At 52.0% G+C, this 15,928-nt stretch carries 16 protein-coding genes; 14 read left to right on the forward strand and 2 right to left on the reverse strand.

The annotated features are described in order from the left end of the window. The first annotated feature begins 109 nt into the window (after positions 1-109). The 12 genes from flhA (at position 110) to EA58_RS02350 (ending at position 13,297) form a co-directional block, all read left to right on the forward strand. Complete coding sequence (flhA, locus tag EA58_RS02295) at positions 110-2,206, forward strand: flagellar biosynthesis protein FlhA (protein WP_036748500.1); 2,097 nt, start codon at positions 110-112, stop codon at positions 2,204-2,206. A 69-nt stretch (positions 2,207-2,275) separates the two neighbouring features. Further along, the gene (flhF, locus tag EA58_RS02300; RefSeq protein WP_036748501.1) at positions 2,276-3,856 is read left to right on the forward strand and encodes a flagellar biosynthesis protein FlhF; all 1,581 of its coding nucleotides are present in this window, start codon (positions 2,276-2,278) and stop codon (positions 3,854-3,856) included. Continuing rightward, on the forward strand, positions 3,849-4,736 hold the full coding sequence (locus EA58_RS02305) for a MinD/ParA family protein (protein ID WP_036748503.1): 888 nt from the start codon (positions 3,849-3,851) through the stop codon (positions 4,734-4,736). The genes flhF and EA58_RS02305 overlap by 8 nt, the downstream gene beginning before the upstream one ends. After that, entirely contained in the window at positions 4,729-5,454 is a 726-nt protein-coding gene (locus EA58_RS02310) for an RNA polymerase sigma factor FliA (protein ID WP_036748506.1), read from the forward strand. The genes EA58_RS02305 and EA58_RS02310 overlap by 8 nt, the downstream gene beginning before the upstream one ends. Positions 5,455-5,511: 57 nt before the next feature. After that, positions 5,512-5,883, forward strand: coding sequence for a chemotaxis response regulator CheY (cheY, locus tag EA58_RS02315; protein WP_036748874.1), 372 nt, complete (start codon positions 5,512-5,514; stop codon positions 5,881-5,883). A 35-nt stretch (positions 5,884-5,918) separates the two neighbouring features. Continuing rightward, positions 5,919-6,641, forward strand: a complete 723-nt coding sequence (locus EA58_RS02320; RefSeq protein WP_036748509.1) for a protein phosphatase CheZ — start codon at positions 5,919-5,921, stop codon at positions 6,639-6,641. Between the two features lie 9 nt (positions 6,642-6,650). Next, the gene (locus tag EA58_RS02325) at positions 6,651-8,825 is read left to right on the forward strand and encodes a chemotaxis protein CheA (RefSeq protein WP_036748511.1); all 2,175 of its coding nucleotides are present in this window, start codon (positions 6,651-6,653) and stop codon (positions 8,823-8,825) included. A 64-nt stretch (positions 8,826-8,889) separates the two neighbouring features. Beyond that, positions 8,890-10,032 carry a protein-glutamate methylesterase/protein-glutamine glutaminase gene (locus tag EA58_RS02330; RefSeq protein ID WP_036748513.1) on the forward strand — a complete coding sequence of 381 codons (1,143 nt, stop codon included), beginning with the start codon at positions 8,890-8,892 and terminating at the stop codon, positions 10,030-10,032. A 9-nt stretch (positions 10,033-10,041) separates the two neighbouring features. Further along, the gene (locus EA58_RS02335) at positions 10,042-10,821 is read left to right on the forward strand and encodes a ParA family protein (RefSeq protein ID WP_036748516.1); all 780 of its coding nucleotides are present in this window, start codon (positions 10,042-10,044) and stop codon (positions 10,819-10,821) included. Continuing rightward, complete coding sequence (locus tag EA58_RS21255; RefSeq protein ID WP_235199531.1) at positions 10,811-12,349, forward strand: chemotaxis protein CheW; 1,539 nt, start codon at positions 10,811-10,813, stop codon at positions 12,347-12,349. Before EA58_RS02335 ends, EA58_RS21255 begins: the two co-directional genes overlap by 11 nt. Before the next feature lie 22 nt (positions 12,350-12,371). Further along, positions 12,372-12,866, forward strand: a complete 495-nt coding sequence (locus tag EA58_RS02345; RefSeq protein ID WP_036748518.1) for a chemotaxis protein CheW — start codon at positions 12,372-12,374, stop codon at positions 12,864-12,866. Further along, complete coding sequence (locus EA58_RS02350; RefSeq protein WP_036748520.1) at positions 12,866-13,297, forward strand: DUF2802 domain-containing protein; 432 nt, start codon at positions 12,866-12,868, stop codon at positions 13,295-13,297. Before EA58_RS02345 ends, EA58_RS02350 begins: the two co-directional genes overlap by 1 nt. Before the next feature lie 33 nt (positions 13,298-13,330). Here the strand turns inward: EA58_RS02350 and EA58_RS02355 are convergent, their stop codons facing one another. Both EA58_RS02355 and EA58_RS02360 read right to left on the reverse strand, forming a co-directional pair. Continuing rightward, entirely contained in the window at positions 13,331-13,630 is a 300-nt protein-coding gene (locus EA58_RS02355) for an EscU/YscU/HrcU family type III secretion system export apparatus switch protein (RefSeq protein ID WP_036748523.1), read from the reverse strand. Continuing rightward, complete coding sequence (locus tag EA58_RS02360) at positions 13,627-14,478, reverse strand: hypothetical protein (RefSeq protein ID WP_152547911.1); 852 nt, start codon at positions 14,476-14,478, stop codon at positions 13,627-13,629. The genes EA58_RS02355 and EA58_RS02360 overlap by 4 nt, the downstream gene beginning before the upstream one ends. 108 nt (positions 14,479-14,586) lie before the next feature. On the opposite strand from EA58_RS02360, the gene ccmA reads away from it, so the two are divergent. Then, positions 14,587-15,243, forward strand: a complete 657-nt coding sequence (ccmA, locus tag EA58_RS02365; RefSeq protein WP_036748527.1) for a cytochrome c biogenesis heme-transporting ATPase CcmA — start codon at positions 14,587-14,589, stop codon at positions 15,241-15,243. Beyond that, a complete protein-coding gene (ccmB, locus tag EA58_RS02370) occupies positions 15,244-15,912 on the forward strand; it encodes a heme exporter protein CcmB (protein WP_036748530.1) in 669 nt (222 codons plus the stop codon). Positions 15,913-15,928: the final 16 nt, after the last annotated feature.

Here is a 15,928-nt window from a genome sequence, read left to right on the forward strand (position 1 = left end):
AAATTGACTTCCCGAGGCGGTATAAAATTTGCTTTATGCGAAGCTTAGCCTGTTCAGTTCCACCAATGTCGTGGCTGACAATCACTTGATCCCAACCCAGTAAGAATGCATGAAGCTGTCGATACCTTTTTCTGATAAATTGCCTTTTCATCGATTGCAGTCGTTGCCTGCGATTGGTGCCCCTGTCATGGTTCTGGCGACGCTGGCAATGGTGGTATTGCCCATGCCGCCCCTGCTGCTGGATATGGCGTTCTCTTTCAATATCGCGCTGGCCCTGGTGGTGTTGCTGGTCACGGTTTACACCCGCCGCCCGCTGGACTTTGCTGCGTTCCCGACCGTACTGCTGATCGCGACGCTGTTGCGTCTGGCACTGAATGTCGCGTCGACCCGGGTTGTTCTTTTGAACGGTCATGAAGGTTCTGAAGCTGCAGGTCAGGTGATTGATGCCTTCGGCTCTGTGGTGATTGGTGGTAACTATGCGGTTGGTCTGGTGGTCTTCCTGATCCTGATGATCATCAACTTTATGGTCGTGACCAAAGGTGCCGGCCGGATTTCAGAAGTCAGCGCCCGATTTACCCTGGATGCATTGCCGGGTAAACAAATGGCGATTGATGCCGACCTCAATGCCGGTCTGATTGATCAGGAACAGGCGCGAACCCGTCGGAGTGAAGTCACCAAAGAAGCGGACTTTTACGGTTCGATGGACGGTGCTTCAAAATTTGTCAAAGGGGATGCCATTGCCGGTATCCTGATTCTGTTTATTAATATCATCGGTGGTCTGGTCATCGGGATGGGCCAGCATGGCCTGACGTTCGCCGATGCAATTCAGATCTACAGTCTGCTGACCATAGGTGATGGCTTGGTTGCCCAGATCCCATCGCTGTTACTGTCTATCGGCGCCGCCATGATGGTGACACGTCAAAATACTGACGAAGATATGGGACAGCAGATGCTGTTCCAGATGTTCAATAATCCACAGGCGCTGATTATTACCGGTGGCATTCTGTTCGTGATGGGGATCGTCCCCGGGATGCCGCATATTCCATTTCTGTTATTGGCCTTGATCATTGGGTTGATTGCCTTCTGGCGCATTAAGAAAGAACAGCAGCAAAAAGCACTGGCTGAAGCGGAACCTCCAGCAGAGCTGGATACGAAGCCGCCACAGAAAGAGCTGTCGTGGGATGATGTTCAGCCGATGGATACCATCAGCCTGGAAGTGGGTTACCGCCTGATCCCGATGGTGGATAAAGAACAGGGTGGTGAACTGCTTGAGCGGGTGAAAGGGGTCCGGAAAAAGCTGTCTCAGGATTTTGGCTTCCTGATCCCGCCGGTTCATATTCGCGATAACCTGGAGCTGCCACCCAATACTTATCGGATCAGCCTGATGGGCGTGAACAACGGCGAGTCAAATATCCACACGGATATGGAACTGGCCATTAACCCCGGTCAGGTTTTTGGCAGTCTGGAAGGGGAACGTACGACAGATCCTGCCTTTGGTCTGGAAGCCATCTGGATTCTTGAATCACAGCGTGAGCATGCACAGGCGCTGGGCTATACCGTGGTGGATGCCGCCACAGTGCTGGCAACACACCTGAGCCAGATTCTTGTCAACAATGCTTCGCAACTGCTCGGACATGAAGAAGTTCAGAACCTGTTGGAAGTGCTGGGCCAGTCGACGCCGAAACTGGTGGATGGTTTTGTGCCGGATCAGCTACCGCTGGGGGCGGTAGTGAAAGTGCTCCAGAATCTGCTGCATGAAGGTGTGCCGATTCGTGATATTCGTACGATCGTCCAGACTTTGTCTGAGTATTCCGGCAAGAGTCAAGATCCTGACATTCTGACCGCCGCAGCCCGAATTGGTCTGAAGCGCCTTATTGTTCAGGAAATCAATGGTATAGAACCAGAACTTCCGGTGATTACCTTGGTGCCAGAGTTGGAACAGATATTGCATAAGACTATGCAGTCCAGTGGAGGTGAGTCCTCCGGTATTGAGCCTGGTCTGGCTGAACGTCTGCAACGCTCTCTGACTGAAGCCACGCATCAGCAGGAATTGAAAGGTGAGCCTGCCGTATTGCTGACCTCAGGGGTTCTGCGTGGCACGCTGGCAAAATTTGTGAAAAACACCATCCCGACACTTCGGGTGCTCTCATACCAGGAAATTCCGGACGAGAAGCAGATCCGAATTGTGAATGCTGTGGGTAATTAGGTGTCACTGGCTGATGACTGAATCAGCTGCAACGCGCAGGGTAATCCGTCACCGGATGGGAAGACGAAATTGAAAATTAAACGATTTTTTGCCAAGGACATGCGAACCGCACTGAGCGAAGTGAAGGAACAGCTCGGTGCAAATGCAGTGATCATGTCGAACAAGAAAGTGACCGGTGGCGTTGAGATTGTCGCAGCCGTTGATAATGATACCGCGGAAGCGCCGGTAGCATCACCGTCGCAGTCAGCACGTGATGCATTGGCTGAGCGTTTTGGTGAGGCCAGACGTAAGCTTGCTGACGATAAAGTTCAGCTGCAAAATGCCAACAGTGGCCGCTTTGCCAAGGTTCTGCAGAATTATTCGCAGGAGCCGGACACAGAAGTTGATTCGCTGTCTGCGCTGCTGCAACGCCAGTCAAAACACTTAGCGCAGGCAGATGAGCGTCAAGGATATGACTTCTCCAGCCGTGCCAAGGCAGAGTCGACGACTGGTTATGGCAGTGACCGGCGCAAGTCACAGCATCCTTATGGTGCTGCAGGCCGTCAGCCACAGCATAGCAATGGTTACGATGGCTACCGTCAGAACCATGACGCAGATTCAGCCAGTCGTGCGAGCGGGCGATATGCGGCGCAACCGGAGAGTGAGACCAATGGTTATGCGCAGAACCGCCTTGATCCCAGTCGTTATGAGTCACGTTCATCCCGACGGGATGATGAGCTGGATGCCATGCGCTCTGAAATGGCTTCGATTCGTCGCCTGCTGGAGCACCAGCTCTCCGGGCTGATGTGGCAGGAAGTCGAGCGCCGCGAACCGATGCGCGCGATGATGATCAAGCGTCTGGAAAAAATGGGTTTGTCTGCAGAATTGGCCGATCAGCTGGCTTGTTATATCCCAGAGGATGTAGCGCCACATCAGGCATGGAATTCCCTGCTGCAATTATTGTCCGATCAGATTATTACGACCGATGACTGCATCCTTGAAACCGGTGGCGTGGTCGCGTTGCTTGGCCCAACGGGTGTCGGGAAAACAACGACCATCGCAAAACTGGCTGCCCGGGCGGCCATGGATTTCGGACCCGATGAAATCGCCCTGGTCACTACAGATACGTACCGGATTGGTGCTCATGAACAATTGGCCACTTACGGACGAATTCTCGGCTGTCCGGTAAGAGTTGCTAAAGATGCCGAGGAACTGGCCGATATACTTCACCAGTTACGGCATCGCCGTCTTGTTCTGCTGGATACAGCAGGCATGGGGCAAAGGGATCTGCGTCTTCAGGAGCAGCTGGATACCCTGATGCACAATAGTGGCTCTCATATCCGCAGTTTTCTGGTATTGCCGGCGACCTCCCAGCGCCGTGTATTGCACGAAACCATTGAGCACTTCCGCCGTATCCCGTTATCGGGCTGCGTGCTGACCAAGCTGGATGAAACGCTCAGTCTGGGTGAAGTGATCAGCGTAACACTGGAAAGTGCTTTGCCAATTGCATATTTGGCTGATGGACAGCGTGTGCCTGAGGACATCAAAGTCGCAACAGGTCGCTTCCTGGTGAACCGTGCCAATGAATTGCTGGAAAACGATATGGGCCAGCAACCCCACTTCTGGAACAGCGAGAGTGCAGAGAGCCAGGGGACGGACATTTATGATTGAGAAAACGATGCACGATCAAGCAAGCGGCCTGCGCCGTATGACAAAATTGGCCACAACCAAAGTGATCACCGTCAGTGGTGGGAAAGGCGGGGTCGGCAAAACCAACATCACGCTGAATATGGCGCTCGCCATGGGCCGTCAGGGGAAGCGGGTGATGGTTCTGGATGCTGACCTGGGTCTGGCCAATGTGGATGTAATGCTGGGTCTGCGTGCAGGTCGAAACCTGTCTCACGTGCTGTCTGGTGTATGCGATTTACAGGACATCATCATTGAAGGCCCGTATGGTGTTAAAATCGTCCCGGCCTCTTCCGGAACGCAGAATATGGCAGAACTGAGCAGTGCTCAGCATATTGGATTAATTCGTGCGTTCGCGACACTGGAAGATGAAATTGATGTCCTGCTGGTGGATACTGCTGCCGGGATCTCAGATATGGTACTGAGTTTTGCCGGCGCTGCGCAGGATGTACTAGTTGTAGTTTGTGATGAACCGACCTCAATTACAGATGCCTACGCGCTGATTAAAATTCTGAACCGAGAGTATCATGTCCAGCGTTTTAAGATTGTCGCGAACATGGTGCGTAGCTATCGCGAAGGTCGTGAGCTGTTTGCCAAGCTGACCCGGGTCACAGAGCGTTTCCTTCAGGCAAACCTGGAGTTGGTTGCCTGTATTCCGCTGGATGACCGGGTTCGTCAGTCGATTAAGCGTCAAAAAGTTGTCGTGGAAGCCTTTCCGCGCAGTCCGGCGGCACTGGCACTGACCACGTTGGCCAATAAAGCGCTGACCTGGCCTGTGCCAAATAATCCGGGCGGACATCTGGAATTTTTTGTTGAAAAGTTATTAGTTAAACCAACACCTGAAGAGGTACCTCTGGGTGAGTAAAGCACTGACATACGGCCGATATCAGGAAACACCCCATGCATTTGTTGAGCGGTATTCGTCACTGGTGAAGCGTATCGCGCATCACCTGATGGCGAGGTTACCGCCCAATGTGCAGCTGGAAGACCTGATTCAGGCTGGCATGATTGGTTTGCTGGAAGCACAACAGAATTATGATCCAAGCAAAGGGGCCAGTTTTGAAACCTTTGCCGGAATTCGAATTCGAGGTGCCATGCTGGATGATATCCGGCGTGGCGACTGGGTTCCCCGGTCGGTCTATAAAAATAGCCGACGGATATCAGAAGCCATTGCACAGTTAGAGCACAGCCTCGGCCGTGACCCTAATGATCAGGAAATTGCTGAATATCTCGAAATGACACTGGAACAGTACCATCAGGCATTAAATGATGTTAATTGTGGTCGCCTAGTGGGTATGGACGACCTCGGTGTCTCTGAAGATACGGTAGCAACCGAAGATTCAATGGCAGAAAACCTGCCTTTTCAGGATGTGGCGGATGGCAGTTTTCGCCAGGCACTTGCCGGCGCTATCCGAACACTCCCTGAAAGGGAAGCACTGGTGTTGTCGTTGTATTACGACGAGGAACTTAACCTCAAAGAAATTGGTGCCGTTTTAGGTGTCAGTGAATCCCGTATTTGCCAGATTCATAGTCAGGCAATGCAACGTTTGCGGGCCAAGCTCTCCGCTTGGACTGCTTCATAAACACACGATTTAGAAGAAAACACTGTGACCTCAGTGGAGGCAACTTTGAACAAAAATATGAAAATCCTCATTGTTGACGACTTTTCAACAATGCGCCGTATCGTCAAAAACCTACTGCGTGATCTGGGCTTTAACAACACCCAGGAAGCAGATGATGGATTGACAGCATTACCCATGTTGAAGAAGGGGGACTTCGATTTTGTGGTCACCGACTGGAACATGCCAGGAATGCAGGGCATTGATCTTCTCAAGCAAATTCGTGCGGATGCAAGCCTGAAACACTTACCAGTGCTGATGATTACTGCAGAAGCAAAGCGTGAGCAGATCATCGAAGCGGCACAGGCCGGTGTGAATGGCTACATCGTGAAGCCGTTTACCGCTGCCACGTTGAAAGAAAAACTGGATAAGATTTTCGAACGTATGCAGTGATGCCGTCAGTCTGACGCGAACAAGGGTAGACAGATATGATTTCACTTGAACAGGCGAGAGAGCTGGTAAGCCTACTGGAGACGAACCAGCTGGCTGAAGCGAATGAGCTGTTCCGGAGTATGGTGACGGATTGCAGAGATCCCATGTATATGGAAGTGGGTAAGCTGACACGTCAATTACATGATTCACTGCGAAACTTTCGCCTAGACCCCCGGATTGCCGATTTGGCAACCACGGACATTCCTGATGCACGTGGTCGTCTGACTTATGTGATCGATAAAACAGAAGAAGCTGCCAACAGAACAATGGATGCAGTTGAAGGCACTCTGCCAATTGCTGATTTATTGCAGGAGCGCCTGTTGCAAGTGAAACCCCAATGGCTGCGATTAATGCAAGGCGATATCACGTTGAGTGAATTTAAATCGCTTTGTCATACCATTGATGCGCTTCTGATTCAGGTGGAAGGAGACAGCCAGCAACTGCACCAACACCTGACTGAAATTCTGATGGCGCAGGACTTCCAGGATTTGACTGGCCAGGTGATACGCCGGGTGATTGAACTTGTTCATGAAGTGGAGCATCAGCTGGTTGAAATTCTGAGAGCAGCCGGGATTGAACAAAGTGAAGGTATCGCTGAGACCAATCAGAAACAGCAGCCACTCTCTCCGGAAGGGCCGATTATCAACAGTGCCGGTCGTACTGACGTGATGTCTACTCAGGATGATGTTGATGATTTGCTATCAAGCCTTGGATTTTAGGGGAAGCTTATGAGCTTTGATTTAGATGAAGATATCCTGCAGGACTTTTTGATCGAAGCCGGGGAAATTCTGGAGTTACTTTCTGAGCAGCTGGTTGATCTGGAACGACGTCCGGAAGATTCCGACCTGCTGAACGCGATTTTCCGCGGTTTCCATACCGTGAAAGGCGGCGCCGGATTTTTGGCGGTGACACCTTTGGTGGATGCCTGTCACGGCGCCGAGAATATTTTTGACCTGTTGCGTACGGGCAAGCGTACGGTAACGTCTGAACTGATGGACGTGATCCTTCAGGCGTTAGATACCATCAATGTGATGTTTTCCCAGCTGCAGGATCGTGAGCCGATTGATCCTGCAGAGCAAAGTCTGCTGGATGCGCTGCATTACTACAGTCAGCCACCGGGGGCGGAAGAACTGGCTGCAGCGTCCGTCGCTTCAGAGCCAGCGCCTGTTGAAGCACCGGTTCTGGCAGAAACACCTCAGGTTGCAGCCGATCAACCGGCCATTGCCGGTAGTTCTGTCGATGAAATTACCCAGGACGAATTTGAACGATTACTGGATGAACTGCATGGCTCCGGGGCTGGTCCGAGCGCGGCAGCGGCAGAAGTGAAAGCGCCGACACAGCCAGTGTCGACGGACATCGACAACGGTGATATTACCGACGACGAGTTTGAGCGTTTGCTAGACGAACTCCATGGTGTCGGAAAAGCGCCGGGCGACGAAGTCGCAGCATCACCACAGGCCATTGAGCCTGAAAATAAAGTCAATAGATCAGGTGCCAGTGAATCTGGTGATAGCGACCTGATGACTGACGACGAATTTGAGCGTTTACTGGATGATCTGCACGGTTCTGGGAAAGGGCCTTCTGACGAAGAGCTGGCCATTGCAACCAAACCTGCTTCTGCTCTGGCCCCGAAAACGGAGCCTCAGCCAGTGACGTCGCCACCCGCCGCGGAAAAGCCGCAGCCTGTGGCAGAGCGCAAAACAACGGCGCTGAAAGAAAAAGGTAAATCCCAAGCAGAAGCAACGGTTCGTGTTGATACTTCGACACTGGATACCATCATGAACATGGTGGGTGAGCTGGTGCTGGTCCGCAACCGTCTGATCAGTCTGGGACAGAACAGTAACGACGAAGAAATGTCGAAAGCGGTTGCCAACCTGGATGTGGTGACGGCTGATCTGCAAGGCGCGGTCATGAAAACCCGCATGCAGCCAATTAAGAAAGTCTTTGGGCGTTTCCCGCGCGTGGTTCGCGATCTGGCCCGAAGCCTGAAAAAAGAAATCGTGCTGGAAATGCGCGGTGAAGAAACCGATTTAGATAAAAACCTGGTGGAAGCACTGGCTGATCCGCTGATCCACTTGGTACGCAACTCAGTGGACCATGGGATTGAAATGCCGGATGTCCGCGAGAAAGCCGGGAAGTCCCGTATTGGTACTGTGCTGCTGTCGGCGGCACAGGAAGGGGATCATATCCTGCTGACCATTGAAGATGACGGGGGTGGCATGGACCCGGATCGCCTGCGCCAGATTGCAGTTGATCGCGGTGTCATGGACGCTGATGCGGCAGCCCGGTTGTCAGACAGTGAATGCTATAACCTGATTTTTGCGCCAGGCTTCTCGACCAAGAAAGAGATTTCCGATATCTCCGGACGGGGTGTTGGGATGGACGTCGTGAAAACCGGCATCAGTCAGTTAAATGGTTCGATTCATATTGACTCAAACCTGGGCAAAGGCACACGGATTGATATCAAAGTACCGTTGACGCTGGCGATTCTGCCAACCCTGATGGTCGGTGTTGCTGATCAGCCATTTGCGCTGCCACTGGCAAGTGTGAATGAAATCTTCCATCTGGATCTTGGTAAGACCAATGTGGTTGATGGTCAATTGACGATTATCGTGCGCGATAAAGCGATTCCGCTCTTCTATCTGCAGGATTGGTTGATTGGCCATCGTGTAGAGAAACGCGAACGACAGCTTGGACATGTGGTGATTGTCCAGATTGGCCACCAGCGTATGGGCTTTGTGGTTGATACCCTGATTGGTCAGGAAGAAGTGGTGATTAAGCCGCTGGATGAACTGTTGCAAGGTACGCCGGGTATGGCTGGTGCAACTATCACCAGTGATGGTCACATTGCCCTGATTCTTGATGTGCCAAACCTTCTGAAACATTACGCAGGCCGCAGATAATAACAATCAACAGGGGCGACAGCCCCTGCTCATTCGTGCCTGATTGCATACGGAATGAAATAAAATGGCTGTAAAAGTGTTGGTGGTGGACGACTCCAGTTTTTTCCGCCGCCGGGTGAGTGAAATTATTAATGCGGATCCGCGTCTGGAAGTGATTGGCGATGCTGTGAACGGCAAGGAAGCAGTAGAGAAGGCGCGAACATTAAAGCCGGATGTCATCACGATGGATATCGAAATGCCAGTGATGGACGGTATTACTGCAGTCCGCGAAATCATGAAAACCAATCCGACCCCGATTCTGATGTTTTCTTCTCTGACTCACGAAGGAGCGAAGTCGACACTGGATGCGTTAGATGCCGGTGCGCTGGACTTTCTGCCGAAAAAATTTGAAGACATTGCCCGAAATAAAGACGAGGCGGTGTCACTGCTGCAAAAGCGCGTCGGTGAATTGGCGCGTAAGCGATTGTTTATGAGAGCCCCATCTCGTCCAGCTGCCAGTACAGCTCCTGCGGCGACGCGTCGCCCGCTGACCACCGCGCGCCCTGCTGTCAGCAGTTCGTCAACGACGGCACTGACTCGCTCTGCGCCGTCGCCGGTTCGTCCGGCTGCCCGCTTTAAGGCGACAGGAAAGACTTATCAGTTGATGGCGATCGGAACATCAACGGGTGGTCCAGTTGCGCTCCAAAAAATTCTGACCCAGCTACCAGCGAATTTTCCATACCCGATTGTACTCGTTCAGCACATGCCAGCGACCTTTACCGCTGCCTTTGCCGCACGTTTAAATAATCTGTGTAAGATTAGCGTGAAAGAGGCTGAAGATGGGGACGTGCTCCGTGCCGGGACCGCGTATCTGGCACCGGGCGGCAAGCAGATGATGCTGGAAGGGCGTCCGGGCAGCAGCCGTTTGCGGATTATCGATGGCGGTGACCGCATGAACTATAAGCCATGTGTAGACGTGACTTTTGGTTCGGCAGCCAAGGTTTATCACGACAAAGTGCTGTCGATGATCCTGACCGGGATGGGCGCGGATGGCCGCGACGGGTCACGCATGTTGAAATCTGCAGGCGCGACCGTATGGGCGCAGGATGAAGAAAGCTGCGTGGTGTATGGTATGCCGCAGGCAGTTGCGAAAGCAGGAATCTCTTCTGAGGATTTACCGTTGGATCGAATTGCTGAGCGCATTCTGATTGAGGTTGGCTTAGCTTAAGGAGCGGGTGTGGTAGTCTGGAGTATTGCCAACCAGAAGGGCGGCGTGGGAAAAACCACCACAACGGTCAGTCTGGCGGGCTTGTTAAGTGAGCGGAACAAACGCGTGTTATTGGTGGATACCGATCCGCACTCGTCCCTGACCACTTACTTTAATTTTGATGCGGATCGCCTTGATGCCAGTCTGTTTGACCTATTCCAGCTGTCGACCATCAACCGTGATACCGTCAAGCCCATGGTTCTGGAAACCCGGTTTCAACACATTCATCTGTTGCCAGCGCATATGTCACTGGCAACGCTGGACCGGGTGATGGGTACCCGGAGCGGGATGGGGCTCATCCTCAAAAAGGCCCTGCAATGCCTGAGTGAAGAGTATGACTATGTGTTGATTGACTGTCCGCCAATTCTTGGCGTGATGATGGTCAATGCATTGGCTGCCAGTGATCGTATTCTTATTCCGGTGCAGACTGAATTTCTGGCCATGAAAGGGTTGGAACGGATGATGCGGACGCTGCAGATCATGCAAAAGTCTAAACCGAGTGATTTTAAGGTCACGATTGTGCCGACCATGTATGATAAGCGGACCCGGGCATCACTGGAGACTTTGCAGGAATTGAAGGTGCGGTACGCCAATCAGGTCTGGGCCTCAGCGGTGCCAATTGATACCAAGTTTCGTGATGCCAGTATCAAACACATGCCACCGTCTTTGTATGCGCGCGGCTCTCGTGGCGTCTATGCCTATAAAACTCTTTTGAATTATCTGGAGCGGCTTCGTCAAGATGAACGATAACTTCAAGCTGTCCAGTGAACAGGCTCTCGATGACTATTTTTTCGGGCTGCTGGATGAATCCCAGCAGCCTGATGACGTATTGGCAGAACCGGATTTACTCGAGCAGGCAGCCGAAGAGATTCGGGAACATGAAGATGGCGTGCTGGAGGATGCACAGGCATTCTTGTCAGATTTGGCACCAGATGCGGTATCTGAAGGGGCACCAGAAGCGGCCTTGGAAGCAGCATCGCTTGAAGACCTGACGGATGAGGTGGTACCAGCCGTAAGCCATCAGCCATTTGATTTTAACTTGCTGGATGAGTCTGCCGATTCAGACCGTTCGCTGACATCTGCCGGGGATGAACCGCCGTCTTTGCGGGCTATGGCAACGCCAATACCGCCCTCATCTCAATCTGGTATTGCAGAAGAGGAACCCGAGCTTCGTGTTCCTGAAGTCAGGTTTACGCCGCCTCGCAGTCAGGCCGACTTGGATCAGTTACAGCGACTGCTGGATCAAATGTCCGCCATGCAGGCGGAGGTGATCTCCGAGAGTGAAGCCTGGGTGGCAGAACAACACCAACTGGCAGCACTGGAACAAGAAGAGGATGCTGAACCGGTTGAAACCGGACTGGATGCACCCGGTTGGTTTGAAGACAGTGAAATGCTTCAGGAATCTGAACCGGAGTCTGTACAGGCACCGATTGCAGAAGTTGCTGATGACGCAGTTTCAGAACTGGCCTCAGAACTGGCCCCAGAACTGATCCCAGAATCAGCACCACTCAGTTTACGGGAACCAGAACCGGCAATTGCCCCTTATGCAGAGCCGGAAGATGATTTCCGACTGATGCAGACGCTCCCGAAAGTGGCGGAAGCTTCAACTGTGACTGAACCAGAAATTCCTGCTCCAGTTATGGAAACCAGCTCTCAGCCTGAAGAGGAAATAGTTGTCTCTTCCGCTGAGACGGACATCCTTAAGAGTACGTTTGTTGCTGAAACCGTTGTTCCGGAAGCGACGTCAGAACCGATTCAGGCCGTTCAACCCGAACATGAGCTGGTCTCTGAACCACCGCCGCCAACCTGGCAATTACCGGCATCTAGCGGACAGTCTGAGTTTCAGGCGTTGTTTTTCTCAGTGAACGGTGTGACTTTCGCCGTGTCGCTGACAGAATTAGGCGGAATTCATCAATTGGGTGAATTGAGTCATCTGATTGGTCGCCCGAGCTGGTATATGGGGTTGCAGTCTGAGCAACACCGGAAGTTGGATGTGGTAGATACAGCATGCTGGGTCATGCCTGAGTCTATACACAATGATGACCACCGGGAAAACTACCGGTATGTGGTGATGTTGGGTGAAAGTAAATGGGGACTGGCCTGTGATCAACTTCACGGAACTGAAACCTTAACAAAACAAAGTGTTCGCTGGCGGGAAAGGGCGGGTAAACGACCTTGGCTGGCGGGTATGGTGAAAGAGAAAATGTGTGCTTTAATTCATGTCAACGAACTCATTTCTATGCTGAAAGCGGGTTTAGACGTGAACAGTATTGTGTGACAAAGGCCGGAGAGGAAACAGCATGTCGCAGGTAAATGTTGCCGAAATTCAAAAAGAAGACAGTCACGACCAGGTATTACAGTGGGTCACTTTCCAGCTGGAAGAAGAAACCTACGGAATTAATGTCATGCAGGTGCGTGAAGTTCTGCGTTATACCGAAATTGCACCAGTGCCGGGCGCTCCGGATTATGTGCTGGGGATTATCAATCTGCGCGGCAACGTCGTGACGGTCATTGATACCCGTGCCCGATTTGGCCTGATGACCGGGGAGATTTCTGATAATACCCGGATCGTAATCATTGAGGCTGAAAAGCAGGTGATTGGTATTCTGGTCGACAGTGTTGCGGAAGTGGTTTATCTGCGCAGCTCGGAGATTGACAGCACGCCAAGCGTGGGAACTGATGAAAGCGCTAAGTTTATTCAGGGCGTCAGCAACCGTGATGACCAACTGTTGATTCTGGTTGATTTGAATAAGCTCCTGTCTGATGAAGAATGGGATGAGATGGCGTACCTCTGATGCCAGATCTGTTGTTAAAATGGCTGCCGCTGGCTATTTCTTTGCTAGCGGTTGTAATTGCTGTTGTGCTGGTCAAGCGTGAACGAAAAGCGCGTCAGGAACTTGATACGAAGTTTACTGCGGCTGAGTTATTGCTCAAAACAGCCAGACAGCAGCAAGAGAGCTTAACCAAACAGTTTCATGAGTTGCGTGCCGGTGCCATCGCCATGAGTAATAAAATGGCAGATCTGGCGCGTCAGCAGGATGAGTTGTCTGAACGTCAGGGGGAAATGGCCATGCAGGACCCTGAAGGCCGTTTGTACAGCCGCGCCAGTAAAATGGTTGAACTGGGGGCTGACGTCAATGAACTCATGAAAGAATGTGATCTGCCAAAGGCTGAGGCCGAGTTGCTCCTCCGTTTGCAACAGCGCATGAGTAAACGCCGGCGCTAAACAGGCACTGTTGAGGTCTGTTGCTGATAAGCTTCATGCGGTTTCATTCACAGGTTGATACCCCTCCCATCCGGGCGGGGTTTTTCCGTTCAGTACCCAGGAAAACGCAATCAGTTCCGCAATCACCACAAAGAGCGCTGGGGGAATATCATCACCCACTTCCAGCCGGTTCAGATATTCTGCCAGGACTGGATCCTGGTGAATTAAGCCACCTTGTGCCTTCACCTGTTCAATAATGTCCTTAGCCCAGTCATCATAGCCTTTGGCGGCAACATACGGGGTTTCATAGCCGTCGTAACTTAACGCGATCGCGCTGTTTTGCTTCTTGTTCATACGCTTATCCTGATGCCGCACTGCGGCGCAATCATCGGGTCGGTGTCTTCTGCGACCGGGGTATGGTGGAAAGAGATCGTGTCGCATTTGATTTCTAAGGCTTTGAGGCGACGGGTGAGCTGAGGGGTTAAAGATTCCGCGTGTTGTAAAACAGTCGGTTGGGCACTGTCAAAGTTGATACTGAGCTTTTCGTCTTGCCAGATAGCGGTTGCCTGCAAGCTATCCTCTTCACCGACGGGCAGCCCCAGCGTCACGATCCAGCTGCGGCCCGGACGTTTTCTTGCGCTTTTTGACGGTGTGTTTTTGGACTGCACGCTGAGCCGGATCTCGCGGCCGTTTGTCTGAGGCAGATGAAGCACGAAAGGGGTATTCTCATCCCGACCGACCGGATTACCGGCAATTCTCTGCTCAGCAGCCAGACGGATCAGGGCTTTGAGTTCACTCTGGGCATTGTCTGGCAGGCTGGCCAACAGTTTCGCCAGTGGGCTGTCTGGCTGAGATAACTGAGTGACCAGTGCCTTCAAACTATCTTTGCCTGCGCCCTGCTGTAGCCATCGGACTATCTCTGCCGGTGATTGAGGCAGCACCAACTGCGTCAGCCATTGTGCAATCGGAGACCCCTGCGCGCTGAGGCTAGGGGGGAGGTTGCCGAATAATCGTTGCAACACATGAAGTTGTGTTAACAAGTGTGAAAGTTGGCTGATCTGATTGCCAGATTGGAATAAAGTCGCACCTGCCTGCGAGGGCGTGACTGTTTGAGTCACGCTCCCGGTTGCCTGAGACTCAGGCGTTCGCGAAGTCTGGTTGATGGCTGTCTGATAAGCCGAATTTTGAGATATAGAGGTCACATTTACTTACCTTGCTACCGGATTGATAACAGCCTGAAACTAACAAAGATATTCGTCGCTGTGATATTATCCGGGGATGATTTCACTCACTCAGGATGACGCATCACTATGTTGTCAGTGAACGGATTGAGCTGTACCCGTGATGAACGAGTGCTGTTCGATGAACTTCAATTTTCGGTTACTTCCGGCGAACTGGTTCAAATTGAAGGCCGCAATGGTGCCGGCAAAACCACGTTGCTACGTATTATCGCTGGACTGGGACAACCGGATGCCGGTGATGTCTACTGGCACGATAACAAGATAGTCCATGTCCGTGAAGAGTATCATAGCCAGATGTTGTTTTTGGGACATCAAACTGGGGTGAAGCGCGAATTAACGGCTTATGAAAACCTGGCTTTTTTCCAGGCAATGCATGAGCATCGTCACAGTGAGGCACTGACGGGGCAGGCTAAAGTGCAGGGTGAAGATGCAATCTGGCAGGCACTGGCCCATGTGGGGTTGGCTGGCCGTGAAGATGTACCGGCCGGGCAACTGTCTGCCGGTCAGCAGCGCCGGGTGGCTTTGGCAAGATTATGGTTGAGTAACCACCCGCTGTGGATTTTGGATGAGCCTCTGACCGCCATTGATAAGCATGGGGTTAAAGTGCTGGAGCAGCTGTTTGTATCCCATACTGAACGTGGTGGCACTGTGTTACTGACTACGCATCAGGATATGTTTTCCTCGCAGAATCGTCTGCGCAAAATCACTCTGGGGCAGGCGTTGTAAATGTTGTCTTCGATGTATCAGGTTATCCGGCGAGAACTGCTGATTGCGTTTCGTCGTCAGGCCGACGTATTTAACCCGTTGTGGTTTTTTATTATTGTCATCACGCTGTTTCCACTCGGAATCGGACCTGAACCGAGTCTTTTAGCACGGATTGCGCCCGGCATTATCTGGGTGGCTGCCTTACTGGCTGCGTTGCTGTCGCTGGAACGTTTATTTCGTGATGATTTTGTGGATGGTTCTCTTGAGCAAATGATGCTGATGCCAACGCCTTTACCTGTCTTGGCACTGGCAAAAGTGATTGCTCACTGGCTGTTGACAGGGTTGCCTTTGCTATTGATCAGCCCTTTACTGGCAATTTTGTTGTCACTGGACTGGTCCACTTGGCTGGCCGTCGTGCTGACACTGCTGATTGGCACGCCAACACTGAGTTTTCTGGGGGCAATAGGGGTTGCACTCACGGTCGGATTGCGTAAAGGTGGGGTATTATTGAGCTTGCTCATCCTGCCGTTATTCATTCCCGTGTTAATCTTTGCAACTTCGGCTATTGAAGCCGCCTCTTTGGGAATGGGCTATCAGGGACAATTGGCCCTGATGGGTGCCATGCTGGCAGGCGCTGCCACATTGGCTCCCTTTGCTATCGCAGCTTCACTGCGGGTGAGTGTGAGCTGACCTATAAATGCTTGGA

Source organism: Photobacterium galatheae (assembly GCF_000695255.1).
Classification (GTDB): domain Bacteria; phylum Pseudomonadota; class Gammaproteobacteria; order Enterobacterales; family Vibrionaceae; genus Photobacterium; species Photobacterium galatheae.

Bases quoted from the DNA above. Each gene is read 5' to 3' on its own strand.
- flhA (WP_036748500.1), top strand. From the start codon at position 110: ATGAAGCTGTCGATACCTTTTTCTGATAAATTGCCTTTTCATCGATTG.
- EA58_RS02305 (WP_036748503.1), top strand. From the start codon at position 3,849: ATGATTGAGAAAACGATGCACGATCAAGCAAGCGGCCTGCGCCGTATG.
- cheY (WP_036748874.1), top strand. From the start codon at position 5,512: ATGAAAATCCTCATTGTTGACGACTTTTCAACAATGCGCCGTATCGTC.
- EA58_RS02320 (WP_036748509.1), top strand. From the start codon at position 5,919: ATGATTTCACTTGAACAGGCGAGAGAGCTGGTAAGCCTACTGGAGACG.
- EA58_RS02325 (WP_036748511.1), top strand. From the start codon at position 6,651: ATGAGCTTTGATTTAGATGAAGATATCCTGCAGGACTTTTTGATCGAA.
- EA58_RS02330 (WP_036748513.1), top strand. From the start codon at position 8,890: ATGGCTGTAAAAGTGTTGGTGGTGGACGACTCCAGTTTTTTCCGCCGC.
- EA58_RS21255 (WP_235199531.1), top strand. From the start codon at position 10,811: ATGAACGATAACTTCAAGCTGTCCAGTGAACAGGCTCTCGATGACTAT.
- EA58_RS02345 (WP_036748518.1), top strand. From the start codon at position 12,372: ATGTCGCAGGTAAATGTTGCCGAAATTCAAAAAGAAGACAGTCACGAC.
- EA58_RS02350 (WP_036748520.1), top strand. From the start codon at position 12,866: ATGCCAGATCTGTTGTTAAAATGGCTGCCGCTGGCTATTTCTTTGCTA.
- EA58_RS02355 (WP_036748523.1), bottom strand. From the start codon at position 13,630: ATGAACAAGAAGCAAAACAGCGCGATCGCGTTAAGTTACGACGGCTAT.
- ccmA (WP_036748527.1), top strand. From the start codon at position 14,587: ATGTTGTCAGTGAACGGATTGAGCTGTACCCGTGATGAACGAGTGCTG.
- ccmB (WP_036748530.1), top strand. From the start codon at position 15,244: ATGTTGTCTTCGATGTATCAGGTTATCCGGCGAGAACTGCTGATTGCG.